Source organism: Kocuria sp. MNB10 (assembly GCF_054073685.1).
Genome location: NZ_CM133411.1, coordinates 1,305,223 through 1,331,982, shown reverse-complemented (window position 1 = coordinate 1,331,982; position 26,760 = coordinate 1,305,223). Strand labels below are relative to the sequence as shown.

The 26,760-nt window shown below is 69.0% G+C and carries 23 protein-coding genes and 1 pseudogene; 15 read left to right on the top strand and 9 right to left on the bottom strand.

Annotation, left to right across the window (positions count from 1 at the left end):
* Window positions 1-11: 11 nt before the first annotated feature.
* Complete coding sequence (locus ACW9PK_RS05995) at window positions 12-692, top strand: TrmH family RNA methyltransferase (protein ID WP_372711353.1); 681 nt, start codon at window positions 12-14, stop codon at window positions 690-692.
* Here the strand turns inward: ACW9PK_RS05995 and ACW9PK_RS05990 are convergent.
* Window positions 689-1,477, bottom strand: coding sequence for a CDP-alcohol phosphatidyltransferase family protein (locus ACW9PK_RS05990; RefSeq protein ID WP_368845102.1), 789 nt, complete (start codon window positions 1,475-1,477; stop codon window positions 689-691). The two genes, ACW9PK_RS05995 and ACW9PK_RS05990, sit on opposite strands and share 4 nt — an antisense overlap.
* A 119-nt stretch (window positions 1,478-1,596) precedes the next feature.
* Here ACW9PK_RS05990 and ACW9PK_RS05985 point away from each other — a divergent pair, with 119 nt between their 5' ends.
* The 5 genes and pseudogenes from ACW9PK_RS05985 to ACW9PK_RS05965 all read left to right on the top strand — a co-directional run.
* Window positions 1,597-2,601, top strand: a complete 1,005-nt coding sequence (locus tag ACW9PK_RS05985) for a zinc-dependent alcohol dehydrogenase (RefSeq protein ID WP_343902892.1) — start codon at window positions 1,597-1,599, stop codon at window positions 2,599-2,601.
* A 10-nt stretch (window positions 2,602-2,611) separates the two neighbouring features.
* The gene (locus tag ACW9PK_RS05980; RefSeq protein WP_343902891.1) at window positions 2,612-2,992 is read left to right on the top strand and encodes a 6-pyruvoyl trahydropterin synthase family protein; all 381 of its coding nucleotides are present in this window, start codon (window positions 2,612-2,614) and stop codon (window positions 2,990-2,992) included.
* Entirely contained in the window at window positions 2,973-4,031 is a 1,059-nt protein-coding gene (locus ACW9PK_RS05975) for a glycosyltransferase family 4 protein (RefSeq protein WP_343902890.1), read from the top strand. Before ACW9PK_RS05980 ends, ACW9PK_RS05975 begins: the two co-directional genes overlap by 20 nt.
* The gene (locus tag ACW9PK_RS05970) at window positions 4,028-4,849 is read left to right on the top strand and encodes a class I SAM-dependent methyltransferase (protein WP_343902889.1); all 822 of its coding nucleotides are present in this window, start codon (window positions 4,028-4,030) and stop codon (window positions 4,847-4,849) included. Before ACW9PK_RS05975 ends, ACW9PK_RS05970 begins: the two co-directional genes overlap by 4 nt.
* A gap of 14 nt (window positions 4,850-4,863) precedes the next feature.
* Window positions 4,864-5,613, top strand: a pseudogene (locus ACW9PK_RS05965) (lysylphosphatidylglycerol synthase transmembrane domain-containing protein); the annotation flags it as partial.
* Between the two features lie 63 nt (window positions 5,614-5,676).
* Here ACW9PK_RS05965 and ribA read toward each other — a convergent pair.
* Window positions 5,677-7,095 carry a GTP cyclohydrolase II gene (ribA, locus tag ACW9PK_RS05960; protein ID WP_368845101.1) on the bottom strand — a complete coding sequence of 473 codons (1,419 nt, stop codon included), beginning with the start codon at window positions 7,093-7,095 and terminating at the stop codon, window positions 5,677-5,679.
* Between the two features lie 155 nt (window positions 7,096-7,250).
* Between ribA and ACW9PK_RS05955 the strand changes: the two genes are divergently transcribed.
* The gene (locus tag ACW9PK_RS05955) at window positions 7,251-8,555 is read left to right on the top strand and encodes an ISL3 family transposase (protein WP_457015429.1); all 1,305 of its coding nucleotides are present in this window, start codon (window positions 7,251-7,253) and stop codon (window positions 8,553-8,555) included.
* Window positions 8,556-8,689: 134 nt separating this feature from the next.
* Here ACW9PK_RS05955 and ACW9PK_RS05950 read toward each other — a convergent pair whose 3' ends face one another.
* The 4 genes from ACW9PK_RS05950 to ACW9PK_RS05935 all read right to left on the bottom strand — a co-directional run bounded on the left by ACW9PK_RS05950 (window position 8,690) and on the right by ACW9PK_RS05935 (window position 13,198).
* Window positions 8,690-9,292: a DUF421 domain-containing protein gene (locus tag ACW9PK_RS05950; protein WP_085108210.1), complete on the bottom strand. Its 603-nt coding sequence runs from the start codon at window positions 9,290-9,292 to the stop codon at window positions 8,690-8,692.
* A gap of 3 nt (window positions 9,293-9,295) precedes the next feature.
* Window positions 9,296-11,260, bottom strand: coding sequence for an ABC transporter ATP-binding protein (locus tag ACW9PK_RS05945; RefSeq protein WP_457017045.1), 1,965 nt, complete (start codon window positions 11,258-11,260; stop codon window positions 9,296-9,298).
* A 29-nt stretch (window positions 11,261-11,289) separates the two neighbouring features.
* Window positions 11,290-11,775: a MarR family winged helix-turn-helix transcriptional regulator gene (locus ACW9PK_RS05940; protein ID WP_064846950.1), complete on the bottom strand. Its 486-nt coding sequence runs from the start codon at window positions 11,773-11,775 to the stop codon at window positions 11,290-11,292.
* Between the two features lie 85 nt (window positions 11,776-11,860).
* Entirely contained in the window at window positions 11,861-13,198 is a 1,338-nt protein-coding gene (locus ACW9PK_RS05935) for a CynX/NimT family MFS transporter (RefSeq protein WP_457017042.1), read from the bottom strand.
* A gap of 43 nt (window positions 13,199-13,241) precedes the next feature.
* Between ACW9PK_RS05935 and ACW9PK_RS05930 the strand changes: the two genes are divergently transcribed.
* Window positions 13,242-13,934, top strand: coding sequence for a hypothetical protein (locus ACW9PK_RS05930; RefSeq protein WP_457017040.1), 693 nt, complete (start codon window positions 13,242-13,244; stop codon window positions 13,932-13,934).
* Window positions 13,935-14,012: 78 nt separating this feature from the next.
* Here ACW9PK_RS05930 and ACW9PK_RS05925 read toward each other — a convergent pair whose 3' ends face one another.
* Entirely contained in the window at window positions 14,013-14,351 is a 339-nt protein-coding gene (locus ACW9PK_RS05925; protein ID WP_144932800.1) for a hypothetical protein, read from the bottom strand.
* Window positions 14,352-14,496: 145 nt separating this feature from the next.
* Here ACW9PK_RS05925 and ACW9PK_RS05920 point away from each other — a divergent pair, with 145 nt between their 5' ends.
* The 4 genes from ACW9PK_RS05920 to ACW9PK_RS05905 all read left to right on the top strand — a co-directional run bounded on the left by ACW9PK_RS05920 (window position 14,497) and on the right by ACW9PK_RS05905 (window position 19,251).
* Window positions 14,497-15,327, top strand: a complete 831-nt coding sequence (locus ACW9PK_RS05920; RefSeq protein WP_085108198.1) for an aldo/keto reductase — start codon at window positions 14,497-14,499, stop codon at window positions 15,325-15,327.
* A 206-nt stretch (window positions 15,328-15,533) separates the two neighbouring features.
* On the top strand, window positions 15,534-17,045 hold the full coding sequence (locus ACW9PK_RS05915) for a peptide MFS transporter (protein WP_085108195.1): 1,512 nt from the start codon (window positions 15,534-15,536) through the stop codon (window positions 17,043-17,045).
* Between the two features lie 245 nt (window positions 17,046-17,290).
* Window positions 17,291-18,799 carry an APC family permease gene (locus tag ACW9PK_RS05910; protein ID WP_457017037.1) on the top strand — a complete coding sequence of 503 codons (1,509 nt, stop codon included), beginning with the start codon at window positions 17,291-17,293 and terminating at the stop codon, window positions 18,797-18,799.
* 41 nt (window positions 18,800-18,840) lie between these two features.
* Window positions 18,841-19,251, top strand: coding sequence for a universal stress protein (locus ACW9PK_RS05905; protein WP_064846944.1), 411 nt, complete (start codon window positions 18,841-18,843; stop codon window positions 19,249-19,251).
* Window positions 19,252-19,398: 147 nt separating this feature from the next.
* On the opposite strand, the gene ACW9PK_RS05900 is transcribed toward ACW9PK_RS05905, so the two are convergent.
* Entirely contained in the window at window positions 19,399-20,253 is an 855-nt protein-coding gene (locus ACW9PK_RS05900; RefSeq protein WP_167317875.1) for a phosphatase PAP2 family protein, read from the bottom strand.
* Between the two features lie 338 nt (window positions 20,254-20,591).
* On the opposite strand from ACW9PK_RS05900, the gene ACW9PK_RS05895 reads away from it, so the two are divergent.
* The 3 genes from ACW9PK_RS05895 to ACW9PK_RS05885 all read left to right on the top strand — a co-directional run bounded on the left by ACW9PK_RS05895 (window position 20,592) and on the right by ACW9PK_RS05885 (window position 25,398).
* On the top strand, window positions 20,592-21,848 hold the full coding sequence (locus tag ACW9PK_RS05895) for an ROK family protein (protein WP_457017032.1): 1,257 nt from the start codon (window positions 20,592-20,594) through the stop codon (window positions 21,846-21,848).
* Between the two features lie 255 nt (window positions 21,849-22,103).
* Entirely contained in the window at window positions 22,104-23,534 is a 1,431-nt protein-coding gene (locus tag ACW9PK_RS05890) for a sugar porter family MFS transporter (RefSeq protein WP_457017030.1), read from the top strand.
* 202 nt (window positions 23,535-23,736) lie between these two features.
* Window positions 23,737-25,398, top strand: coding sequence for a thiamine pyrophosphate-dependent enzyme (locus ACW9PK_RS05885; RefSeq protein ID WP_457017028.1), 1,662 nt, complete (start codon window positions 23,737-23,739; stop codon window positions 25,396-25,398).
* 93 nt (window positions 25,399-25,491) lie between these two features.
* Here the strand turns inward: ACW9PK_RS05885 and ACW9PK_RS05880 are convergent, their stop codons facing one another.
* A complete protein-coding gene (locus ACW9PK_RS05880) occupies window positions 25,492-26,748 on the bottom strand; it encodes an MFS transporter (RefSeq protein WP_457017026.1) in 1,257 nt (418 codons plus the stop codon).
* Between the last annotated feature and the right edge of the window lie 12 nt (window positions 26,749-26,760).

The following is a 26,760-nucleotide window of genomic DNA, read 5'->3' as shown; positions in this document are numbered from 1 at the left end:
ACGCTGGGACGGTGGACGAATCGACGCAACCCAGTGCCCCGACCGGTGAACCGCAGCCCGCCGGGGAGGCCGCGGCACCGCCCGAGGTGGGCCTGGGGCCCTGGGAGGGCGAATGGCCCGACGGGGACCAGTGGGATCCGGTCCTGTTGCGCGACGGAGACCGGCGCAACGTCGCCGACCGGTACCGCTACTGGCTGCACGAGGCCATTGTCGCGGACCTGGATACCCGGCGGCACGACTTCCACATTGCCATCGAGAACTGGCAGCACGACATGAACATCGGCACCGTGGTGCGCACTGCCAACGCCTTCCTGGCCAAGGAGGTCCACATCATCGGACGACGGCGCTGGAACCGTCGCGGGGCGATGGTCACCGACCGGTACCAGCATGTGCGCCACCACCCGACCGTGGACGAGTTCACCGCCTGGGCGCGGAAGGAGGGGCTGGAGGTCATCGGCATCGACATTTTCCCGGACTCCGAGCAGCTGGAGACCTACGAGCTGCCGCGCCGCTGCGTGCTGGTTTTTGGCCAGGAGGGCCCCGGGCTGAGCCCGGCGGTGCACGCTGCGGCGAAGGCCACGCTGAGCATCGAGCAGTACGGTTCCACCCGCTCGATCAACGCCGCCTCCGCCGCCGCCATCGCCATGCACGCCTGGATCCGCAGGCACGCCTTCGGCCAGGCGCCCCGCTAGCGGCCCACAGATTCCGTGCCCGGGGCCGCGGCTCCGCCGGCAGGGGAGGGGGCCTGGCCGCGACTGGAGCCGTGACCGCGTTCGAGGCTGATGATGTCGCGCGCAAAGGACGTGGCCAGGAGGGCCAGGCTGAGCGCCACGACAACCTGCGCCGCCGGCTCGGGGACCAACGGGACCAAGGCAACCACCAGGACCACCGCCTGGATGGCTGCCACGACCCTGCGGAATTGGCTGAACTCCAGGTGCCCCCGCAACGCAGGGCGCCACCACGAGAGCGCCACGAACGCATAGCGCATCACGCCGATCGCCAGGACCCACGGCCCCAGGGTGAAGGCCAAAGGCACGCACAGCACCAGCATCAGGGCGGCGTCGGTCTCCATGTCCAGGCGCGAACCCTGGACTGATGCGGTGCCGGTGCGCCGGGCCACCCACCCGTCGACGGCGTCCAGCAGCACCGCCGGGGCAGCCAGCAGCACCAGCCACCACGAGCGGTGCGGGGCCGTGCCGAGGGCGGCGAGGACGACGATCGTGGTGCATCCGCCGCCGAGCACGGCCCGGCTGAGGGTCACCCGGTCCGCCAGGGTGGAGAAGAGCGGGTTGCGCCGCACGACGATCAGCACGGCAACCAGGACGAGTGTCAGTCCGCTGGCCACCGCCGCGACGCTTCCCCATGAGGAGGCCTGTCCGAACTGCACCAGGACAATGCCCAGCCCCACGGAGCCCACCAGGGCGCAGAGCGCATCAACGAGCGCCTGTCGCCGCATCCGGGCCGTCGAGCGGCGCATCGGCATCCTCCGTGGTCGTCGGGTATTGCGTGGCGAGTCTACCGGCGTGGCGCCCGGCGGCGGGGGTTCATGACCGCCCCGGACTGCGGTGTTCCTGGCCGTGTGGGCATAATCGGACCATGGATTCACCGCAGCCGATGGAGAGCACCGCATATTGGACGACCGCGCCCGAGGCAGGCGAACTTCGGCAGGCGCGCTTGCGTCCACCGGAGGGCGGGGAGGCGCTGGTACGGAGCCTGTACTCGGGGGTGAGCCGGGGTTCCGAGATGCTGGTGCACCGGGGCCAGGTCCCCCCGGAGGTCGCCGTCCGGATGAAGGCGCCCTTCCAGGAAGGGGAATTCCCCTACCCCGTGAAGTATGGATACCTATCGGTCGGCGTCGTCGACGACGGCCCGCCGGAATGGGTGGGACACCGGGTGTTTTGCCTGCATCCGCACCAGGACCGTTATGTGGTGCCGCTGGACGCCCTGACGGCGGTGCCCGCTGATGTACCGAGCCGCCGTGCCATCCTGGCCGGTCCGGTGGAGACTGCGCTGAACGCACTGTGGGATGTTCCGCCGTGCGCGGGGGACCGCATCGCGGTCCTCGGCGCCGGGATGATCGGCGCGTCGCTCGCCGTGTTGCTGAGCCGGTTTCCGCTGGCCGGTCTCCAAGTCGTTGACCCGGACCCGGCCAAGCGCGACCTGGCCCGGTCCATGGGCGTGGACGCGGTGGAACCAGGGGCCGCCGACGGCGAATGCGACATCGTCTACCATGCGTCCACCACCGCCGCGGGGCTGGCCCGGGGGCTGGAACTGCTCGGCGACGAAGGCGACCTGGTCGAATTGTCGTGGTTCGGTTCCCAGTCCCCGCAGGTACCCCTCGGGGCCGGCTTTCACGCGCGCCGGCTGCGCATCAGCGCCAGCCAGGTGTCCATGATTGGCAGCGCGCGCCGCCACCGCCGCACCCACGCCTCCCGCATGCAACTGGTCATGCAGCTGCTGGCGGACCCGACATTCGATGCCCTGATCAGCGGGGAGTCGGACTTCGATGACTTGCCCGGCGTCATGGCCGACCTCTCCAGCGGTGTCCTGCCCTCGCTCTGCCGGGCCATCAGGTATCCCGATTCCCCTTCCGGTCGCTAGGGTCGTACGCATGTATCGATTGACAGTTCGCGACCACGTCATGATCGCGCATAGCCTCCCTGATCCGTTCTTTGGCCCCGCCCAAGCGCTGCATGGTGCGACCCTCGTTGTGGAGGTGACCTGGCGTCGCCGCGAGCTCGGGCCACAGTCTGTCGTGATGGATATCGGGGCCGCGTCCTCGATGCTTTCCGCGGTCCTGGAGTCCTTGCGCTATGCCAACCTGGATGAGCATCCGGCCTTTGCCGGCCGGCTGAGCACGACGGAGGCCATCGCCGGGCACATCAGCGAGGAACTGTGCCGGCACTTTGACACCTCGGAGTTCGCCGGCCTGGAGGTGCTCTTGCGCGAGCACCCCGATGCCTGGGCATCCCATGATGTCGACTTCGGGTGAGCCCCGCGAAACGACGTTCGTGGTTCCTGCGGGGCTCACCGGCCCCAGCGGGGGGACGGCGTACAACGAGGCCCTGACGCGCGCGCTCCGGGCGGCAGGCGGCACCGTGTCCGTCTGCGGGGTCGGGGGACGCTGGCCGCGCCCGGGGCAGTCGGATCTCCACGAGCTGCGCGCCACCCTGGCAGGTCGTGCACAGGTCGTCCTCGACGGGATCATCGCCTCGGCGGCCCCCGCGGAAGTGGAGGCCGCTGTCGCCGGGGGGACACGGGTGCACGTCCTGTTCCACCTGTCCCTGCTGGCCGAGGGCAGCGTGCCGCCCGCGGACCGGGCCCGCGTGGAGGCCAGGGAACGCCGGGCCCTGCAGGCGGCTCACACCGTGATCTGCACCAGCGAGTGGGCTGCCGGCGACGTCGTGGCCCGCTACGGTCTACTGCCGACCCGGGTGGTGCCCCCCGGCACGGACCCCGCACCGCTGGCCCGAGGCAGCAACCCACCGCAACTGCTGGTCCTGGCCTCGCTCACCTCGCGCAAGAACCAACTCACCCTGCTGGATGCCCTCTCGGCACTTGAATCACTGCCGTGGCGGGCGATGCTAGTGGGCCCCGGCGCCGCGGAGCCCGGCTATGCACGCCGGGTGCGGCAGCACGCGGCATCCGCGTTCGCTCCCGGAAGGGTCCACGTCACCGGGCCCCGGACCGGCCCCGAACTCGACGCGATCTGGGCCGCGACGGACCTGCTGCTGCTGGTTTCCCGGGAGGAGACCTTTGGGATGGTCGTGACCGAGGCGCTCGCCCGCGGTATTCCCGCGATCGTCGGGGCCGGTACGGGATCGGAAGAGGCGCTGGCCGTTGGAGGGGGTTCGCTACCAGGTGCCGCGGCAGCCCCGAACGATCCGGTCGGCCTCGAAGCGGTGCTGCGTTCCTGGCTCCAGGACCCCGCCCGTCGCAACAGCTGGCGGAATGCCGCCATACTCGCCCGGGATAGAATGCCGACATGGCACGACGCGGCGATCGACATGCTACGAATCCTCGGCCCGTGAGCCGCCCCGAGCGGCCCATTGCCAGTGACTGGCTGGCCCTGAGGCGGCCGGCGGACGAGCGGGCCCGGGAAGCCTCGCGCCCGCTGCTGGATGCGCTGGCCGACCACTTCACCCCCTCCCGGGCGGCGGCTCCGGTACACGTCATCGACATCGGTGCGGGGACCGGCGCCAACCTGGCCTGGCTGGCACCGCGATTGCGGTTCAGGCAGACATGGACGTTGCTGGACCATGATCCCGACCTGCTGGGACTCATCCCGCAACCCGGCGGAGGGCCCGTGGAGCACATCGACCGCGTCGTCGCGGGAATCGAGGACCTGCCGACGCTGGGACGGGACGCCGACGGCCCCGTCCTCCTCACCTGTTCCGCAGTACTCGACTTGCTGGGTATGCCGCAGCTGGAGGGACTCTGCGACTACCTGGTGGACCGGAACATCCCGGCACTGCTCAGCCTCAGCGTCGTCGGGGATGTGGAATTGAGCCCGGTCCATCCCTCGGATGCCCTGGTCAACACGGCATTCAACGTCCATCAGGGGCGCGACGGTCTTGCCGGCCCCCTCGCTGTCGGGCAGGCAGCCGAACGGCTCCGCGCCGGAGGCATGCAGGTGCAGACCGCGGAAACCCCGTGGGCACTGGGCTCCGATGACAGGGACCTGATGGACCGATACCTCCGTGACCGGGCGGAAGCCGTCGTGGAACAGGATCCGGCCCTGGCCTCCCCGGTGGCCACCTGGCTGGCGGACCGGCTGGCGGAGGTGCGAACGGGGCGCTTGCACCTCACCGTCGGCCACCGGGACCTGTTGTGCCTGCCCCCGCACTGAGGGGCGGTCATGGCATGAACCGCCGAAGGATTGCACTGTCCCTGCTGCAGGTCGCCGTCGCGGCGGCACTGCTGGTGTGGGCCGCCCTGCTGTGGGGGAGGGGGCCCTTCGTTGCGGCAGCCGGGGTGCTGTCCTGGCCGGCTTCCATCGGGGCGCTGGCCATGGGGACGGCCGGTGTGGTGGTCCAAGCCCAGCGGTGGAGGCTGGTGGCCCGGGGGCAGGGCATCGAACTGGGCCTGCGCGCGGCCATCGGGCGTTGCTGGCAGGCGGCATTCCTGAACGCGGTGCTCCCTGGAGGGTTGGCCGGCGACGCGGTGCGGGCGGTCGAACAAGGACCGGTGGGCCACGAGCGGCGCCGCGAGACGATCAAGAGCAGCGTCGGCGCCGTCTCCGCCGAGCGGCTCGCCGGCACCTCGGTGGTTTTCCTGGCCGCGGGGATCGCACTGCTGTTCGCCTGGCCCGCGGCCGCGGCGATCGGGTTGCTGGTGGCCGTGGCCGCTGGTGCTGCGGCTTGGCCGTGGCTGCGCCGGCTGCCCCAGAGGGACATCGGCCAGGTGTTGGGGTTGTCGGTGGTGGGATGGTGCGCGTTTGCCGTGATGTTCCTGATGGCCTGCCTCGCGGTGGCACCCCACCTGGCGGCGGGACAGATCCCGGTGCTGGCCGCCATCACCCTGGGCGGGATGTCCATCCCGCTGAATGTTGCCGGCTGGGGGCCGCGGGAAGGCGCGGCCGCCCTGGGGTTCATGGCCCTCGGCCATCCACCGGAGCAAGGCGTGGCCGTGTCGGTGGCCTATGGGCTCCTCGCGCTGGTGTCGGTACTGCCCGGGCTAGCGGTCCTGCTGATCCGCCTGGTGCGAAGTGGCCGACGCCGTCGTCCGCGCCGCGGCGAAATCAAACTCCGTGCAGATGTCCTCGCCCAGGACGAAACGACGCACCGGAGCGGAGAGGGCCCCGGACAGCGCATCGGTTCCATCAAAGCGGATTCCGGGGACACCGTCACCCACCAGTAGGGGTGCGCTGGTGATGTAGAGGCGGTCGAGCACTCCGGCGTGCAGAAACCTGGACACGGTCAGCCCGCCACCCTCAACGAGGACCCGGCCCAGGCCTTGGCCTTCCAAGAGCGCGAGGATGGACGCGGGCTCGAATCCCCGCACCGAGTCCAACCGGTGCACGCTCACGTGCGGCGCCAACGGCTCCGGGACCGCGGTGTCGGTGCCGACCAGCCACAGGGTTCGACTGCTCGCATCGGTGAGCACCTTGGCGGTCCGCGGGATGCGCGCCTGCGGATCCACGACGACGCGCACGGGATGGTTGCCCGTGACGGCGCGCACCGTGAGCTGGCAATCGTCGGCCGCCACGGTGCCTGCCCCCACGAGCACAGCGTCGACCAAAGCCCGCAGGCGGTGCAGGTGCTTGCGATCCGGTTCTCCGGTCACGAAACAGGCATCTCCGGTCCGCGAGGCGATGAACCCATCCAGGCTCTGCCCCAGCTGGCCGATCACCAGGCGCGGGCCGGCCTCGACCAGTGGTCCGTAGCGCAGCAGCAGCGCTTCTTCCTCGGTAGATAGGCTGCCACCCGGGAGGTGGCCCGAGACCAGCACATCCCAGGCATTTCGCCCAGGCGGCGGATCGTGGTGCATTCGGGCCCGCTTCGTGGCGAGATAGCCGGAATTCTCCTGGCGGTCCGCGACGTTCAACCGCACCCGTGACTCGACACCGATGCCGAGTGCTTCCAAGGCCGCCTGTTTGGCGGGGTTCGATGACAGCAGCCGGATCCGTTCGATGCCCAATTCGCGGAGGATCTGGGCGCTTTGGTCGTAGTCGCGGGCGTCGACGGGCAAACCCAGATGGGTGTTCGCGTCCACGGTGTCGATGCCTGAATCCTGCAGGGCATAGGCCCTGAGCTTGTCGATGAGGCCGATGCCGCGGCCCTCGTGTCCGCGGATGTAGATCAAGACGCCACGACCCGCCGCGGCGATGGCTCCCAGGGCGGCGTCGAGTTGTTCCCCGCAATCGCAACGGTAGGAACCCAGGGCATCGCCGGTCAGGCATTCCGAATGCAGCCGAACCAGCGGCGCCGGCCCCCCGCCGGCCGCCGGCTCGCCACGGGTGAGCGCGACATGGTCGACACCGCGGGCATCCCGGTAGCCCAGCAGTGCGAATTCCCCATGTCGGGTGGGCAGCCGGGTGGTCACGAGCCGGGTGACATCAGGCGATTCCCCGGAAGTCCGATATTCGAGAGCCATGGATTCAGCCTAGATGAATAAGTGGCCCTTCACAGATGAGCATGGGTAGCGGTGTGCGCGTGGGCGTCTCGAGGGGTGTGTTGTGAGGTCTGGGTAGAGGTCGAGGCCTCCAGGATGGGTAGCGACCAAGCAACCCGATCCATGAAGGCCTCGACGTGTCTCATGCTATCTGCGCGCCCGCGTGCGCGCTCTTCGACCTGCCCGACGTCCATGTCAGGGCCGTGGAACGCGGACCACGCTCGTTCACCGTGGTGGTGGAGACTTCTCCGACGCTGGTGGGGTGCCCGTCCTGCGGGGTGCTCGCCACCGGCCACGGCCGCCGGGAGGTCGTGCTCCACGATCTGCCCTGCGCTGGGGTGCCCGTGCGGGTGGTGTGGCGCAAGCGGATCTTCAGGTGCCGGGAGGACGCCTGCGAGGTCGTGACGTTCAGCGAGGTCCACGAGCTGGCCGCGCCGCGGGCCAAGCTCACCACCCGCGCGATCGCCTGGGCGGTGACGCAGCTGCGCTCCCACGACATCGCGGTCTCCGCCCTGGCGGACATGCTCGGAGTCGCCTGGAACACCGTCTGGCACGCCGTGGCCCCGGTCATCGAAGGCCAGCTGGCCGCGGAGGATCGGCTGGCCGGGGTGGACGCCCTCGGTGTCGACGAGCACGTGTGGCGCCACGTGGGTCCACCCGGCACCGGGCTGGTCACCGGGATCGTGGACCACTCCCGCGGCGAGGACGGCCGGCCCCGGGCGCGACTGCTGGACCTGGTCAAGGGGCGCACGGGGGCGGCCTACGGCGACTGGCTCACCGAGCAGGGTCCGGCGTTCACGAGCGGGATCCGCACGGCGACGCTGGACCCGTTCCACGGCTACGCCAACGCCATCCGCGACGAACTCCCTGAGGCGATCACCGTCCTGGACGCCTTCCACGTGGTGAAACTCGGTGGGCAGGTCGTGGACGAGGTGCGTCGTCGGGTGCAGCAGGACACCCTGGGCCACCGGGGCCGGGCCGGGGACCCGCTCTACGGGATCCGCCGCACCTTGCAGATCGGCGCCGAGCACCTCACCGCCAAACAGATCACCCGGCTCAACACCAAGCTTGAGGCCGGGGACCCGCACCACGAGGTGACCCTGGCCTGGCACTGCTATCAGAAGCTGCGTGCGATCTACCACGCCCGCCCCGAGACCGGCCGCCGGCTGGTCGCCGAGATCCTTGCCGCCTTCCCGTCCTGCCCGATCCCGGAGATCGCCCGGCTCGGGCGGACCCTGCGCCGGTGGAAGGCCGCGATCCTGGCCTACTTCGACACCGCCGGGGCCTCCAACGGGCCCACCGAGGCCGTGAACGGGGTGATCGAGACGATGCGCCGGGTCGCCCGCGGCTTCCGGAACTTCGACAACTACCGCCTACGCGCCCTGCTCGCCGCCGGCGGACACCGGCCGTGGCGCAAGACCCCTACCCATGCTCATCTGTGAAGGGCCAGTAAACTGTGATCGGGCTTTTAAATTCCATGACATTCTCTTTCTACGAGGTTCCACCAACCGAGCCTGCTATAGAGCATCCCTGGGACTTCGCCCCGCACCACTGGGGCGGGTTCCCATCAGTGAGTTCACCGATCCTGTGGCGCATCAAGTGGCGCGTCCCCGATGTCCTCGGTCAGGAACTCCTCCGGGATCCGGTCCGCCCCGGCCACGTCCGCGAGGATCCTCCGGTCGATGGGAACCCCCCGACGCAGCACACTGATCCCGCCCCCGGGTTCGTGCAGCACGCACGCCACCTCGCGGTAGGAGCGCACCCCCGCCCGACGCAGTGCCCCGTTGAGTTCGGAATGCGTGATGTGGGCGCGACGCAGGGCGTGCTCGTCCACGCGGTCACCGATCATGAGCAGGCGGGCGGGTGAATTGAACACGCGCTGCCACCGAGCCCGCGTGCCCAGGTGGCCGAACACCACTTCCAGCAGGAACAGGGTGCCCAGTCCCAGCACCCCGCTCATGAGTGTCGGCGGGTGCCCCAGGATCACGCGCCCCGCCACGGCACCCAGCATCACGGTGATCACCACGTCGAACGTGGACATGGCCGTGAGCACCCGCTGGCCGAAGATCCGCACAAAGACGAGGAATGCCACGTAGATCCCCACCGCGGAGAGCACCACCACGATCGCATGGGCGGACGTGATCCCCAGTTCGGAGCCCAGACCCTCCCAGGACGGCACGCCTCAGCCCCGGCCCGTACCGCGTTCCAGCGACGCCGACGACGCCGGTCCGGCGCCTTCCTTGGGCCGGGTGGCGTCATCGAGCCGGGTAGCGGCGTCGTCCTTGCGGCCCGCCGCGAACTGCGTGGCGTGCAGCTCCGCGTAGCGGCCAGCGCGTGCGAGCAGTTCCTCGTGGGAACCGCGCTCCACGATTCGGCCGGCCTCGATCACGAGGATCTGGTCCGCCTGGCGGATCGTGGACAGCCGGTGCGCGATGACCACGGCGGTGCGCCCGGACATCGCCTCGTCGAGTGCCGCCTGCACGTAGGCCTCGTTCGTGGAATCCAGGGCGGAGGTCGCCTCGTCCAGGATCACCACGCGGGGTTGGGCCAACAGCAAGCGAGCGATCGTGAGGCGCTGGCGCTCGCCACCCGAGAGCCGGTAGCCGCGCTCCCCCACCACGGTGTCCAGACCGTCCGGGAGGGATTCGATCACGTGCCGCAACCGAGCGCGCTCCAGGGCGTTCCACAGCTCGGCGTCCGTGACCCCCTCCCGGGCCACACCGAGGTTCGCGCGGATCGTGTCGTGGAACAGGTGCCCGTCCTGCATGACCATTCCCACGGAGCGGCGCAGGGATTCGAAGGTCGTGTCCCGCACGTCCTGGCCGCCGAGCCGGACCGCGCCCGAGTCGACGTCGTACAACCGCGCGACCAACTGCGCGATCGTGGACTTCCCGGCCCCGGAGGACCCCACAAGGGCCACGGTGTGGCCGGGTTCCGCCCGGAAGTCGATGTCGTGCAGGACTTCCTCGCCGCCGCGTGAATCCAGGACGGCCACGTCCTCGAGGGACGCGAGCGAGACCTTGTCCGCGGAGGGGTAGGAGAAGCGCACGTGATCGAACTCCACGGCCACGGGCCCCTCGGGCAGGGCACGCGCCTCGGGGCTCTCGGTGATGAGGGGCTTGATGTCCAGGACCTCGAAGACGCGCTCGAAGCTGACCACCGCGCTCATGATGTCCATGTGGGCGTTCGCCAACATGGTCAACGGGGTATACAGCCTGGTCAGAAGCATGCCCAAGGCCACGACCGAGCCCGCGTCCAGGTGGCCCAGCAAGGCCTGCGCTCCGCCCACGCCGTACACGAGCGCCAGCGCGAGGGCGGAGACCAGGGTCAGGGCGGTGACGAATGTGGTTTGCAACATGGTCGCGCGGATCCCGATTCCCCGGACGTCGTTCGCGCGGGCGGCGAACTCCCGCGATTCCTGCGCGGGATCGCTGTAGAGCTTGACCAGGGTGGCGCCACCGGCAGAGAACCGCTCGGTCATCCGCGTGGACATCTGGGCGTTGTATTGGGCGGAGCGACGCTGCAACGCGGCCAACCGGCCACCCATGGCCCGGGCGGGGATCAGGAAGATGGGCAACAGCAGCAGGGACAGCGCGGTGACCTGCCACGAGATGGTGACCATGACCCCTACGGTCAGCAGCAGGGACACCACGTTGGACACCACACCCGATAGGGTCCCGGCGAACGCGCGCTGCGCGCCGATCACGTCCGTGTTCAGCCGGGACACGAGAGCCCCGGTGCGCGTGCGGGTGAAGAAGGCGAGCGGCATGGTCTGCACGTGGTCGTACACGGCGGTGCGCAGATCGTAGATGAGCCCTTCACCGATTCGTGAGGACTGCCACCTGTTCAGCAGGGACAGTCCAGCGTCCGTGATGGCTACCGCCGCGATGGCCACCGCGAGCCACACCACCACGGAGACGTCGTGCCCGCCGGTGATCGCATTGACCACCCGCCCGGCCAGCACGGGCGTGACCACACCCAGAACGGCCAGGGCCACCGACACCAGGACGAACGCCAGGATCGCATGGCGGTGGGGACGCGCGAACGTGATGATGCGTCGCACGGTTTCACCGCTGATCTTGCGGCCCTTGTTCTCCTGCCCCTTCATGGTCCGCCACATGGCCATGTGGGCGCTCTGCATACTCACGCTCGCAACTGTATCCCCGGGTCAGGGAATCACGCGGGGCAGTCCAGCCCCATGGCACCGCGGGTATTGGAGCCGCGGTTGAGGGCGCGGCCGATCTCACTGAGTTGGCCCACCTGCTCGGGGGCCAGTCGGTCGAAGACGATTTCCCGCACATGACGCACGTGGGCGGGAGCAGCCTCACGCAAACGTTCGAGTCCCGCGGGGGTGATCTCCGCGATCACCACGCGGCGGTCGTCCTGACGGCCCGCGCGAGTGACCAACCCGTCTTTCTCCATCCGCGCGACGATTCGCGAGAGCCGGGACTGGGACGTGTTCGTGGCCGTGGCCAGAGCGGACATCTTATGCCGGTGGTCCGGGGCTTCGGACAGCATGGCGAGCACCAGGTATTCCGCGAGTGACATGTCCTCCTCGCTGCGCAACTGCCCCTCCACGGCACCCGGCAGGCGGAACATGATGGAGACGAGCGCGAGCCACGCTTCCCGCTCGTCCTCTGACAGCCACTTTGTCTCTTCCATACTCACGAGTGTAGTGAGCATATATTGACGCAGCAAATATCTCGTGTATCTAAGGACCTGGGTGACCCCGCCCCACGCCGACCGCTCAGGCACCCAGCGTGCGACGCCGCCCCGCGAGCGCGATGAACACGCCCTGTGCCACGGCCACCCCGACCATCACGAGCAGCGGTGCGGTCCAGGACCCGGAGGCGTCCTCCAACAACCCGATCATCACGGGGCCGAGCGCGGCGAAGAGATACCCCACGCTCTGCGCCATGGAGGACAGGGCCGCAGCCCGGTGGTAGTCCGTGGTGCGCAGCCCGAACAGGGCCATGGCCAGCACGATCGCCCCGCCGGTGCAGAACCCGATGAACAGCGCCCACAACAGGGACAGGGAGGGGACGAACAGCAGACCCAGCAGACCGATCACCGCTGAGGCAGCGAACACCGCACCCAGACCGGACTGCTCCCGGAGCCGGGGGATCATGAACGCGGCGAAGAGAGTCCCCACGAGTCCGCACGCCTGGAACGCGAAGTGGTACCACCCGGCCTGGACCGGGGTAGCGCCGTCGGAGATCTGGATCGTCGGCAGCCACGTGACCATCGTGTAGTAGACGGTGGACTGCAGCCCCATGTACACGGTCACCTGCCAGGCCAGGGCGGAGCCCAGCGGGAGCCGGGCCCGGGAACGTGCAACGGACGCGGTGACGGCCGGGGGAACCGCCGGTGCGGCGTCGTCGTCCGCTCCTGAACCCGGAGTCGGCGAACCAGGCCCCGTCGCATCGGGGGCCGCCGGGCCGGGGGCCGCAGCCCGGGGAGCGGCAGTGCCCGAGCCCACCCGGGAGGCCACCCCCAGGATCCACGGCAGGAAGACGGCCACGCCGATGATCGCCACGGCCGCCCAGATCCCGAGTGCGAACCGCCAGCCGGACGGGGCGACGTCCGCGATGGGGACCACCACACCGGAAGCGAGCGCCGCGGTCAGCGCCGTGACCGCTTGGTACACACCCGTCATGGGGCCGATCCGGTGCGGCCAGTCACGTTTGATCAGGGACGGGATCAGCACGTTGAGCACCGCGATCGCCGCGCCCAGCAGTCCCGTGCCCACCCAGATCAGCCCGGGCCCGGGAACCGAGCGGACCACGATGCCCGCCGCGAGAACCACGAGGGCGAGACCCAGGACCCGTTCGAGCCGGAATGCCTCCGCGAGTCGCGGCGCGAAGGGGGAGATCACGGCGAACGCCACGAGCGGCAGGCTCACGAGCAGCGACGCCTGCGACGCGCTCAATCCCACCTCGTGTTCGATCTGCGGCAGCACCGGGCCCACCGCGGTGATCCCCGCCCGCAGGTTGGCCCCCAGCAGGAGCACGCCGACCAGCAGCAGTCCCGCGCGGGACGCACGGGCGGACACAGAACGCTCGGGGCGTGGATCGACTGCGAGCACGGGGCCACCTCTCCTGGACGTCCATGCCACCATAATGGGAGGCATGGACTCCCACGACACCTGGCCCGCGCCCGTGACCGTTGACGACCGCGCGTTCGATGCCGCCGCCATGCGCCACTTGGGCCGCGTACCCGCGTCGGACGACGCCGCAGGGACCGGTTCCGCGGGTACCGGCACCGGGGCCCCGGGGGCCGATCCCGACCTCTCCGTCAAGCCCACCCTGCGCGAGAAGTGGGCCACGTCCCTTCTGCTGGTGATCCCCCTGGTCTCCGCGCTCGTGGTGGTGCTCAGCGCCATCCGGTACACGGACACCCGTAACGGGCTGTGGCTCGGGGTCATCGCGGTGGTGCTCGCGCTGGCCGCGCTGTCCTGGGTCGCGGTGCTGCGGGGCGCGTTCGCCCGCGCCCGGGGCCACCTGGCCGCGCGGTTGCCGGGGGTGATCGGCCACGGTGTGGGCATCGTACGCGAGCTGGACGTGGAGTCCCCCTTCGACGAGAACGGCGTCTCGGACACCGTGACCGCCCACCTCACCCTGCGCGTGAACCCCACGCAGGGCCCGGCGTTCACCGCCGTGCTGGACGCGGTCTACGCACTGGCTGACGCCGAGAAGCTCACCGTGGGATCGCACGGGCCGGTGCGCTACCTGCGCTCGGACCCGGAGAACACGGTGGGGATCGAAACCCGGTTGCCCGAACTGACGGTGCAGCAGATCTACCGCGCCGCGGCCATGAACTGACCGCGGGGCAGGGTCCCATACCGCGCCGTCGTCATCAGCTCCGGTGCCGCGGAACGACGGCACACTGCCAGGGCAGGGTCATTGGCGGGAACCCTCGTGTGCGTCCCGGACCCACTCCTCGTCCCGGCGCAGGGACGACGAACCCGCGGGAGACGATCCGGCGGGTGGGACCGCCGCGTGCTGCTCGGTGTCCGCCTCGGGCTCCACGACCACCCGGGTGCCGGCACCGCGGGCGCGGGACGAGGAATCGGGAACGTCCGTGACGCTCACGGTCACCACGTTCAGGGCGATACCCAGGAGGAAGAAGATCCAGGCGGCCACGGCCACCGAGGCCAGGGCGAACAGCAGACCGATGAGCAGGAGACCCACGGACGTGAGGTAAGCGGGGGATTTGACGCGCCGGAAATTGAACTGCATACCCCTATTCCATCACGTTTCCGCGGGGCCTCCCGCCGGGATACCCGCCCCCACCAGGGACTTCACCCAGAACGTAAAGGGCTTGTCAGAACCACCCGGTAGGCAGTTGACTGAGCGGTAGTTGTCAACGAAAGGATTTGCCCTCATGCCCACCAACCAGACCGTGCAGCTCAACGACGGAAACACCATCCCCCAGTTCGGGTACGGGGTGTGGCAGGTCGCGGCGGACGTCGCCGAGGACGTCGTGAGCAAGGCACTGCAGATCGGCTACCGACACATCGACACCGCCAAGATCTACGGCAATGAGGAAGGTGTGGGTCGTGCGATCGCCAAGAGCGGGATCCCCCGCGAGGAACTGTTCGTGACCACCAAGCTGTGGAACGACGACCAGGGCCACGATTCCGCACTGCAGGCCATCGACGCGTCCCTCGAACGGCTCGGGTTGGACTACGTCGACCTCTACCTCATCCACTGGTCGCAGCCCGAGAAGGGCAAGTACGTGGAGACCTGGAAGGCGTTCCAGGAGATCAAGGAGTCCGGTAAGGCGCGTTCCATCGGTGTCTCCAACTTCACGGAGAAGGCCCTGCAGGACGTCCTGGACACCGGCGTGGTCCCCGCAGTGCACCAGATCGAGCTGCACCCGTACTTCACCCAGGAGCGCCTGCGCGAGATCGGCGCCCAGCACCAGATCGTGACCGAGGCGTGGTCCCCGCTGGGCCAGGGCAAGGCGGAGCTGCAGGACGAGACCATCGGTGAGATCGCCCGCGCCCACGACGCCACCCCCGCGCAGGTCATCATCGCGTGGCACCTGGCCCTGGGCAACGTGGTGTTCCCCAAGTCCGTGACCCCGGAGCGTATCCAGGAGAACTGGGACGCCCAGGAACTCACCCTGAGCCAGGACGAGATCGAGCGGATCAGCGGGCTGTCCCGCGAGGACGGGCGCCTCGGCCCCGACCCCGCCGACTTCAACGACTGACACCTCCGACACGCGCGTCCCGTGACGCGGCGCACACTGCTGTGACGCGGCGTCGGCCGGCCACCAGGCGGCGTCGACTCCCCGCGACACGGCGGGAACATGCCCCGGAAACGTGCCCCCGAGGCCCTCACGAGAGGGCCCCGGGGGCACGTTCGTACGGCGTCAAAGGTCACCGCACCCGGCGCGCGGGTGCATCATAGAGAGTTATGAGTCACAACACTTCGGACGGCGGCCAGGCCAGCAGCGTGCCCGTTGCTCCCAATACACACGTGGACCCGCACAACCCCGCGGGTCGTAAATCCTTCTTCGGCCAGCCAGGAATGCTGGCCAATCTCTTCTCCGTGGAGATGTGGGAACGCTTCTCCTTCTACGGCATGCAAGCACTGGTGCTGTACTACATGTACTACGCGGTCTCCGACGGCGGTCTTGGCATCGACCAGGGCGTCGCCGCGGGCATCGTGGGTGCGTACGGCGGCACCGTCTACCTGTGTTCCATCCTGGGCGGTTGGATCGCGGACCGGTTGCTCGGCTCCGAGCGCACCATGCTCGCCTCGGCCGTGCTCATCATGGCGGGACACATCGCCCTGGCCCTGATCCCCAGCGTGGCCGGGCTGACCATCGGTCTGCTGTGCATCGCCGTGGGGTCCGGTGGCCTCAAGACCACGTGCGTGAACCTCGTGGGAACCCTCTACGACCGTGAGGACCCCCGCCGTGACGCCGGCTTCTCCATCTACTACATGGGCGTGAACATCGGCGGCTTCCTGGGCCCCCTGCTGACCGGCTTCGCCTGGAACACGTGGGGCTTCCACTTCGGCTTCGGCCTGGCCGCCTTCTTCATGGCGATCGGCCTGATCCAGTACGTCCTCACCCGCAAGGGCCTGCCCGCCAGCGTGCACACCGTGGCCAACCCCCTGCCGCGCTCGCAGTACGGCAAGTGGATCGGCATCGCCGTGGCCGCCGTGGTGATCATCCTGGTGCTGCTGTTCACGGGCCTCCTCAACCCGGGCAACCTGGCCGACGCCGTGGTCCTCGTGGTGCTGGTGGCGACCATCCTGTTGTTCACGATCATGCTCCGGGACAAGGACCTCTCCCCGGAGGAACACTCCCGGGTCCTGGCCTTCATCCCCATGTTCATCGCCACCGCGGCATTCTTCGCCCTGTTCCAGCAGCAGTTCACGGTGCTCGCCATCTACGCGGACACCCGCCTGAACCTGAACTTCCTGGGCTACGAGTTCCCGCCCTCCTGGGTGCAGTCCATCAACCCGGTGTTCATCATCCTGTTCGGCATGGTGTTCGCGGCCATGTGGACCAAGCTCGGTACCCGTCAGCCCAGCACCCCCGTGAAGTTCGGTGTGGCCCTGCTGGCGATCGGCGTGGCGTTCCTGCTGTTCATCACGCAGGCGAACACCGCCTCCGTGTTCGTGGGGTGGATCGTCCTGGTCCTGTTCTTCGCGACCATGGGTGAGCTGTTCCTCTCCCCCGTGGGGTTGTCCCTGTCCACCAAACTCGCCCCGCGGAAGTTCCCGGTGCAGATGGTGGCCCTCAACAACCTCGCGGTGGCCCTCGGTACCGCCCTGTCCGGCTCCCTCGCGAGCTTCTACTCCCGTGAGAACGAGGTCGGCTATTTCGGCACCATGGGCGCGATCACCATCGTGCTCGGCATCATCATGTTGCTCGCCGCCAAGCCCATCCTGCGGCTCATGCGCGGCATCCGCTGAGTTCCCCTTCCGTGGGCGCGCGCCCCGTACCCGCAGCGGCGGGTGCGGGGCGCGTCGTCGTACCGGACGACGACGCCGCCCGCGCCTTTCCCCCACGCGGCTCGCCGCGCCGGGTCCTCCGGTGCTCCCACCACCCGGACCGCATCCTTTAGGGTTACCTGTACGCATGAGCCGCGGGTCACATCCATGTCATCGGAAACGGGTGCCAGTCAGCGGCTGCACGAGGCCGATCCGCGGAGGACACCATGAGCGATTCATCAGCGTCGAAGGGTGCCACCCCGGCATCCACGGCGAACAGCCGGACACCGGGCGCATCCGGTGCCGCCGGGGCACCCGCGTCCTCGGGGGGCGGGCATGAGCTGAAGCGGGTCATGGGTCCGGGACTGTTGCTCCTGTTCATCGTGGGCGACATCCTGGGCACGGGCGTCTACGCGCTGACCGGCAACATCGCCGGTGAGATCGGCGGCGCCGCGTGGGCACCCATTCTCATCGCGTTCGTGGTGGCCACGATCACCGCGTTCTCCTACCTGGAACTCGTGACCAAGTACCCCGGGGCCTCGGGTGCGGCGCTCTACACGCACAAGGCGTTCGGGATCCACTTCCTCACGTTCCTGGTGACGTTCGCCGTGCTGTGCTCGGGACTGACCTCCGCCGCCACGGCATCCAGCACCGTGGCCTCCAACTTCGCCAAGGGTTTCCACCTGGACGTGGGCCCGCTGGGGATCACCATCGTGGCCGTGGCCTTCCTGGCGATCCTCGCGTTGATCAACCTGCGCGGGGTGTCCGAATCGGTCAAGCTCAACGTGGTGCTCACGTGCATCGAACTCACCGGCCTGCTGATCGTAATCCTGGTGGGGTTCTGGGCCGCGGCCCAGGGCAACGCGGACTTCAGCCGCACGGTCATCTTCGAGACCTCGGACGACAAGGGCATGTTCCTGGCCCTGACCGCCGTCACGTCCCTCGCGTTCTTCTCCTTCGTGGGCTTCGAGGACTCGGTCAACATGGTCGAGGAGACCAAGGACCCCACGCGTAACTTCCCGCGCGTGATGCTGCTGGGCCTGTGCATCACCGGCGTGATCTACGTGCTGGTGTCCGTGTTCACGGTGGCGATCGTGCCCATCGGTGAATTGGGACAGTCCACGACCCCGCTGCTGGACGTGGTGCGCATCGGCGCCCCCGGTCTGCCGATCGACACCATCTATCCGTTCCTGACCATCTTCGCGGTCGCCAACACAGCATTGATCAACATGCTCATGGCCTCGCGCCTGCTCTACGGCATGGCACGGCAGGGCGTGATCCCGGGCTTCCTGGGCAAGGTGCTCCCCGGGCGCCGCACCCCCTGGACCGCGATCATCTTCACCACCGCGCTGGGCATGGTGCTCATCATCCTGGTGAACAACGCGATGGGTAAGGGCACCGCCGCGGCACTGGGCGGCACCACGGCGCTGCTGTTGCTCGCGGTGTTCACCGTGGTCAACGTGGCCGCCGTGATCCTGCGCCGCGGCCGCTCCCAGGAGGGTCACGACTACTTCCACGCCCCGCGCGTCCTGCCCTACCTCGGCGCCATCACGTGCGCGTTCCTGCTGGGGCCGTGGGCCCAGGACGTCATCGAGTACCAGATCGCGCTCGTCCTGATCGCCCTGGGCCTGGTCCTGTGGTTGCTGAACTTCCTGTACGCCCGCCTGTTCACGGGTCGCCGCACCCGCTTCCAGCGCCCCGAGGACCTCGCCAACCTGGAGGACGTGGACCGCTGAGTCCGCTCCCCCACCCACCCGCTCACGGACCCGGAGACGTCATGAACATCGTTGTCGGATACCTTCCCACCCCCGCCGGCCGGGCCGCCCTGCGCGCCGGGATCACCGAGGCCACCCTGCGTTCGGCGGACCTCGTGGTGGTCCAGGGCCATCACACCAAGCGCTGGGGGCGGCACACCGGCCCCGAGGACACCGAAGCCGCCGTGAAGGAGGACCGCGCCGCGCTCGACGAGAGCGGCGTGTCCTACGAGCTGGTCCCCGTGGCGCACGACGCCGATCCGGCGGACGTCATCCTCGAGGCCACCGATCGCGACCGGACCGCTCTGCTCGTGATCGGGACCCGCCGGCGCACCCCGGTGGGCAAATTGATCATGGCCCCCACCACGCAGCGGCTGCTGCTCGAGGCCGGGTGCCCTGTGCTGTGTGTGAAGGCGGGGTACGACGCCGCCTGAGCGAGCGACGTCGACAGTTTCCCGTCACGCGCCGGCGGCCCTGACGGGGAGAGACCACGCGGGCACCAACCATCGCCCCGTGGAACGGCGGGCCGGACCCCCAAGGTCCGGCCCGCCGTCGTCGGTGGTACGTGATGGAAAGGACGCTCAGGCCGCGCGGTCGGTGCGCTCGTCGTGCTGCGCGGCGCCGTCCAGAGCGGTACTGCCCCGCGCGGGCCGGTACGACGGCGCGGGCGCGGTTGTCGTCGTGGAGCCGGCGCGGCGCATGGTCGCGGGTGCGGGCTGGGACACCCCGGCCTGACGCCACGAGAACCCGAAGGCGAGAGCGGGCACCACCTTGTTGGCCAGGGTGCACCCGGCGATGACCCCTGCCCAGGCCACGGGCACGGCGGCCAGGACGTCCAACGGGTAGTGCGCGCCCGAGTACATGCGGGCGGCCCCGACGATCACCACGGCCAGCGTGCCGAGCAGCGCGATCCGACGCCGTGAGGAACGGCGGGAGGCCACGAGACCCATGGCCAGCGCGATCGCCACGACCGCACCCGTGTGCGAGGACGGAAAGGACATGGAGCCAGTGACCGGCGCGAGGGCCTCTCCGCTCAGGAACATGGGACGCGGCCGCTCCACGAACACTTTGACCAGACCCACGGCACCCCATCCGGCGAGGGCGGTGATCCCGAACCCGGTGGCGTCGAGGGGGCGGCGTCTGAGGACGGCCAGCCACCCGATGACGGCGGCGATGATCAACACCACCGCGCCGTTGGACAGTGCGTACTGCACCGCGGTGGCCACCGCGTCCAGAAGAACGTTGCGATGCTGGGAGAACCCCTCGAGCAACGCGGTCTCCCCGTGGGTGATCTGCGGTGACAACACCACCAGACGCCCAAGGGTTGCCGTCAACAACACCGTGACCAAGGGAACGGCCACTCGGTGACGCAACTGCGGCAACCGCCACGGGGACCCGCCCGGCGAGGGGGAAGTGTGCTGCGCCGGATAGGTCATGTGTCAATGGTGACACGAGACACTCAACGATTCCTGAAGTGGGCGTGTCGCACGCGGTGTGGCGTGTGTGATGCGGAGTTCCGGGGTGTTCCAGGGTCGGCGTCGCTGCGCGGGCGCACCGTGCCCCGCGGGCTGGAAATGGGGTTTCACGTGAAACACTTAATCTGAAAACACTTTTTTATGGTTGCATGCGTCGATTGGAATATCCTTGATGGGGATAGGAAATCCAGTCATGTGGTTTTTCTGCCGCGGACACCGTCACGGGACGCCCGAAAAGTTCATTTCCCGAACACTGACTACACTCAGCCCTCAAGAAACATTCGAGAAGGGAAGAGACGATGGCGTCCACACCCCCGCCCCCGCACTCCACGCGAGAGCCTTGGGCCCGGGCCGGTCCGCCCTCCACACAGCCGCCCTCGCCGCAGCCACCATTCACCCAGCCCCCCGCCCCGGGATCGCAGGCCGCACTGCGCCTCGCCAATCGCCGCAGGGTCGTGGACGCGGTGCGCGAGCTGGGTGCGGCGACCCAGGCGAGCATCGCGCGGGAGACGGCCCTGGCGCCGTCGACGGTCTCGTCCATCGTCCACGAGCTCACCGCGTGCGACCTGCTCGCCATGGAACCCGAGAACGGCGGGCGGCGCGGGCAGCGCGTGCACTTCAGCGAGAGCGCCGGCTACCTGGTGGGCCTGGACGTGGGCCACCGTCACGCGAGCGTGGCCGTGGCGGACCTGAACCTGGACGTCCGCGCGCAGCGGCGCATCGACCTCCCGGCCGGGCACCGCGCCGAGGACGTACTGACCGGGGCGCGAGAGATCCTGGACGAGTTGCGGACCTCGCTCGACGTCCCCGCCCAGCGCATCCTGGGCGCGGGGCTCACCCTTCCCGCGCCCGTGGACGCCGAGTGCCGCGGCCTCGGTTCGGAGGCCATCCTCCCGGCGTGGGCCGGGCTGGACCTGCGAGCGCTGGCCACCGGGACGCTGGGCTGTCCCACCGTGGTGGAGAACGACGCGAACGCCGGGGCCGTGGCCGAGCACGCGCTCGGCGCGGGGCGTGGGACGGCTCACATGGCCTACCTCAAGCTCTCGCACGGCGTGGGTGCCGGGCTGATCCTGGGCGGCGGGCTGTACCGCGGGGCCACCGGGTCCGCGGGTGAGATCGGCCACGTGACGCTCGACGAACGCGCGGGGCTGTGCAGGTGCGGCAACCGAGGGTGCCTCGAGACCTTCGTGTCCTCCCAGACCGTGCTGGACGTCGTGGCCTCCTCGGGTCGGCGCGTGGAATCCGTGGGTGACGTGGTCCGGGAGGCGCTGGCCGGCGATCCCGGATGCACCCGGGTGATCACGGACACCGGGCGGTTGATCGGCGGCGCCGTGGCGCAGCTGTGCAATGCGTTCAACCCGGAACTCGTGGTCGTGGGCGGGGAGCTCGCGCGCGCCGAGGACCTGCTGCTCGATCCCGTGCGGGACGCAGTGCAGCGCTACGCGGTGCGCGGTTGCGTGTCCGGGCTGCGGATCGTCACCGCGCAGCTCGGGGCCCGGGCGCACCTCATGGGTGCGCTCATCCGTGCGCGGGCCGAGACGTCCCTCCCCGTTTAAGACGTCCGGGGCGCGCCGGCCGCCGCAAACGACACGCGGGAAATTTGTCTTCGACTCATGGACATTTTGTGATCTGGGTCCTACCCTGGGTTCACTGTCCTTCCCCGGCAGCTGCCCTCCCTGGTCCCACGAGCTGGTTCCAGGAGACGAAAACCCGCCTCGTACGGGCCCCTCGACCGGTACATCCCCGGAACGGGACGCATGATGCCCGGGAGCGGGAAGCGTTGAATTTCGATACAGCAAGGGAGCTGCGGGATGAGCCATCCAGCGCAAGCACACTCGCCGGAGCGTCATCAGACGAACACCGGCGCGGTCATTCGCATCACCACCGTGGCCGCGTTCGGCGGCCTCCTCTTCGGGTACGACTCCGCCGTGATCAACGGTGCGGTCTCCTCCATCCAGTCCACGTTCGACGTGGGTCCGGCGCCCCTGGGCTTCGCGGTAGCCGCGGCCCTCCTGGGCGCCGCCGTGGGTGCGTTCTTCGGTTCCCGCATCGCGGACCGCACGGGGCGCATCCCCATCATGAAGATCGCGGCACTGCTGTTCCTGCTCTCGGCGATCGGCTGCGGTTTCACGCAGTCCATCGAATGGCTCGTGTTCTGGCGGGTCGTGGGCGGTATCGGCGTGGGTGTGGCGTCCGTGATCGCACCGGCGTACATCGCGGAGGTCTCCCCCGCACACCTGCGCGGACGCCTGGGCTCCCTGCAGCAGATGGGTATCGTGCTGGGCATCTTCCTGTCCCTGCTCATCGACGCCCTGCTCGCCCACGCGGCCGGTGGCGCCGCCAACGAGATGTGGTTCGGGCTGGCCGCGTGGCGCTGGATGTTCCTGGTCATGGCCGTACCCGCCGTGCTGTACGGCATCGGCGCGTTCCTGATCCCCGAGTCGCCGCGCTACCTGGTCTCGGTGGGTCGTCCGGACGAGGCGCGCGCCGTCCTCTCCCGGATCCACGGTGACGACGCCGTGGACGCCCGCGTTTCCAAGATCCGCAGCACCGTGGACGACGAACGCAAGCCCCGCTTCGCGGACCTGCGCGGTTCCATGGCCGGGCTCAAGCCCGTGGTGTGGGTGGGCATCGGCCTGGCCGCCCTGCAGCAGTTCGTGGGCATCAACGTGATCTTCTACTACTCCAACGTGTTGTGGGAGTCAGTGGGCTTCAAGGAGTCCGATTCGTTCACCATCTCCGTGGCCACTTCCGTGGTCAACGTGGCGGTGACCATCGTGGCCATCTTCCTGGTGGACCGGATCGGGCGCCGACCGCTGCTGCTCCTGGGCTCCGCCGGCATGGCCCTGTCCCTGGGTGTGATGTCCGTGGTGTTCGCGACTGCCACCAAGGTCATGGTGGACGGCCAGCTCACCCCCGAGCTCGGCCCCGTGGCCGGACCCGTGGCGCTGATCGCCGCCAACCTGTTCGTCGTGTTCTTCGGTGTCTCGTGGGGTCCGCTCATGTGGGTCCTGCTCGGTGAGATGTTCCCCAACCGCATCCGCGGCGCGGCGCTGGCCGTGGCCGGTGCGGTGCAGTGGATCGCCAACTGGGCCGTGACCGTCTCCTTCCCCTCACTGTCCAACTTCTCGCTGGGACTGACCTACGGCATCTACGCGTTCTTCGCGCTGGTGTCCCTGGTCTTCACCATCAAGATGGTGCGGGAGACCAACAACGTGGAACTCGAGGACATGCACGCCTGATCCCACTCTCCCCGTCCCGATGCCCCGGTTCGCGTTACACGCGCACCGGGGCATCGTCACACCGGGTTCAAGGCCGTGATAACAGCTCGTCGTAATACCGGTAGGGGTCCGGTGTTCGGGTATTTTCAAGACAGATTTGCCGCTGCCCGGGCATCGGGGCCCGGGAAGCACGACACATTCAACGACGAAAAGAGAGCCTCCCATGACGCAGCACACCGACTCCTCGACCTCAGGACGCAAGTCCGCGGGCCACGTGATCGTGGATTCCCTCGCGGCGCACGGGGTCGAGCGCGCCTACGTGGTTCCCGGCGAGAGTTACCTGGACGTCCTGGACGGGCTCTACGACTCCCCCATCGACACTGTGGTGTGCCGTCAGGAGGGTGGCGCCGCGTACATGGCAGAAGCGGACGGGAAGATGAACGACGTCCCGGGCGTGGCCATGGTGACCCGTGGTCCCGGCGCAGCCAACGCGCACGTGGGCCTGCACACCGCGTGGCAGGATTCCACGCCCATGGTGTTGTTCGTGGGACTCATCCCGTTCGAGCACCGTGAGAAGGAAGCGTTCCAGGAGTTCGACCCGCATCAGTGGTTCGCCTCCGGGGCCAAGCGCGTGATGGTCCTGGACCACGCGGAGCGGGCCTCTGAGTACGTGGCCGAGGCCATGTTCGCCGCGCGTTCCGGGCGTCCGGGGCCCGTGGTGGTGGGCCTGCCCGAGGACATCATCACCCGGCAAATTGAACCCACGGTGCACCCGGAGATCCCGGTGGCCGGCGGCGGGATGACCGTGGAGGACTGGAAGGCCCTCGAGTCCGCGCTCAAGGAGTCCCAGAAGCCCCTGTTTGTCTTCGGTGGTAACGATTGGACCTCGCAGGGCGCGCAGCATTTCACCGCGTGGCTCGAGGAACACCACATCCCCGCCGCCGCGGAGTGGCGCTGCGAGGGCACCGTCCCGTTCGACTCCCCCTCGTACGTGGGACCCATCGGTTACGGCCGCCCCAAGCCCACCCACGATCTGCTGGAGGAGACCGACCTGCTGGTGTTCGTGGGCACGGTCCCCGGTGATGTGATCACCAACGGCTTCCTGGTGCGCCAGGACTGGACCAAGAAGAACTTCATCGTGACCATGGACCCCTCCATGCGCGGGCGTTCCGGCGCGGTGACCTACCAGATCGTGGCCAAGCCGGACGTGTTCGTGCGTGACCTGGTGCGCATGAACCTGCCCGTCTCGGACGTGTGGCGGAACTGGTGCGCGCGGATGCGTCAGCAGCAGGTGGATTTCTCCACCCCCAAGGACGCCTCCCCCGCGGACGGCCCGGCTTCGATGGACACCATGATGGCGAACCTCGTTGCGACCCTCCCCGAGGACGCCATGGTCACCTTCGGCGCGGGCGAGCACACCAACTGGGCCCACCGCTACTTCCCCACGAACGGCTACGCGTCCATGATCTCCGCGCGCAACGGCTCCATGGGTTACTCGATCCCCTCCGCTGTGGCGGCGTCCCTGAACTACCCCGGCCGCCGCGTGATCTCGATCGCCGGGGACGGCGAGTTCCTCATGAACGGCCAGGAACTCGCGACCGCCGCGCAGTACGGCGCCACTCCCCTGGTCATCGTGATGGACAACCAGGAGTACGGCACCATCCGTACCCACCAGGAACAGCACTACCCGGGTCACGTCTCCGGGACCCAGCTGAAAAACCCGGACTTCGCGGCCATGGCCACGGCGTTCCACGGTTTCGGCGTGCGTGTGGAGCGCGAGTCCGAGATCCCCGGGGCGCTTGAGCAGGCCTACAAGGCGATCGACGGGGACCACACGTTCGCGTTGATCCACCTGGTCGTCCAGCAGCGCAACAAGGCATACTGATCCCGATATAAATACTTGTCACGACGCCGCGTCGCCCGTCCCCAGGGAGGGGCACCGCGGCGTCGTCGTCCGTTCAGGACACGCGCGCGAGGATCACCGCAAGGGGTGGGCGGCCTGATCCCGGTACATCCGCCCGACGACGACCGCGACCACGCCGAGCGTGGGGGTCAGCAGTGCGACGCCCCAGAAGATCGCTTCCGGTGACAGCACCTGCGAGACGGGTCCGGCCACGGCCATGGAGATGGGCATGAGGGACAGCGAAACGAAGAAGTCCAGGGACGAGATCCGCCCCAGCATGTGCCCGGGCACCCGCCGTTGCAGGAGCGTGCCCCAGATGACCTGACCCGCGCCACCCGTGGCCCCGAAGATGCACAGCGCCGCCGCCATGACCCACCACGAGTCGGTGCCACCCACCAGACCGAACGGCAGGGTGCCGAAACCCCACAGCCAGATCATGGTCGTGAGGTACTTGCGGGGCAGTTGCACTGATGCCATGATGCTCGAGCCCACGGCCGTGGACACGCCGTACAGCCCCAGCATGGCGCCGTAACTCGCGAGCGATCCGCCCAGCCGGTCCACCACCAGGAACGGGACGAGCACCTCGAGCGGGCCGATGAACAGGAACACCGCGCTCATGGCCCACAAGAGCGTCCACAGCAACCACGGGGTGCGCACGCAGTACCGGAACCCGTCCACAAGATCGCGAAGGACGGAGGGCCGGGCGGTGTCCACCGCAGGGATCGGTCCGGTGACCTCGCGCTCCGGGATCCGTAACCGCAGCATGAAGGACAGCGCGATCGCGTGGCACACCGCGATCGCCAGGACGGACGCCCCCGGGAGGGCCAGGCCCGTGAGGACCCCGCCCACCGCGGGCCCGGCCGCGATCTGCAGCAGGGGGCGGGCCGTGCCCTCCACGCCGTTGGCCGCGAGCAGCTGATCGGGCGGCAGGATCCTGGGCAGGGCCGCGGAGTAGGCGGGGTAGAAGAACCCCACGGTGCCGGCGAAGACGAACGCGGCGAGCGCGAGGTGCCAAAGCGCGAGGGTGTCAGTCCAGGTGAGGATCACGATGGTCAACGCCGTGACCAGGTTGGTGACCTCCACGCACCGCAGGATAAGTCCCAGGGGCAGGCGGTCCGCGGTGACCCCGCCGAGCAGCACGAAGCACACCATGCCCACCGCGCCGGCGGCCATAACGAGGGACAGTTGCACTGCGGAACCCCCGAGCGCCATGACCCGCGCCACGAGGGCCACGGCCCACAACCCGGAGCCGAAGACGCTCATGCACATGGCCACGGCGAGCACCGTGTACGCACGTGACGAGAACGGCCGCAGGGCCCGGGGAAGTTTCACCCGCACAGGTTA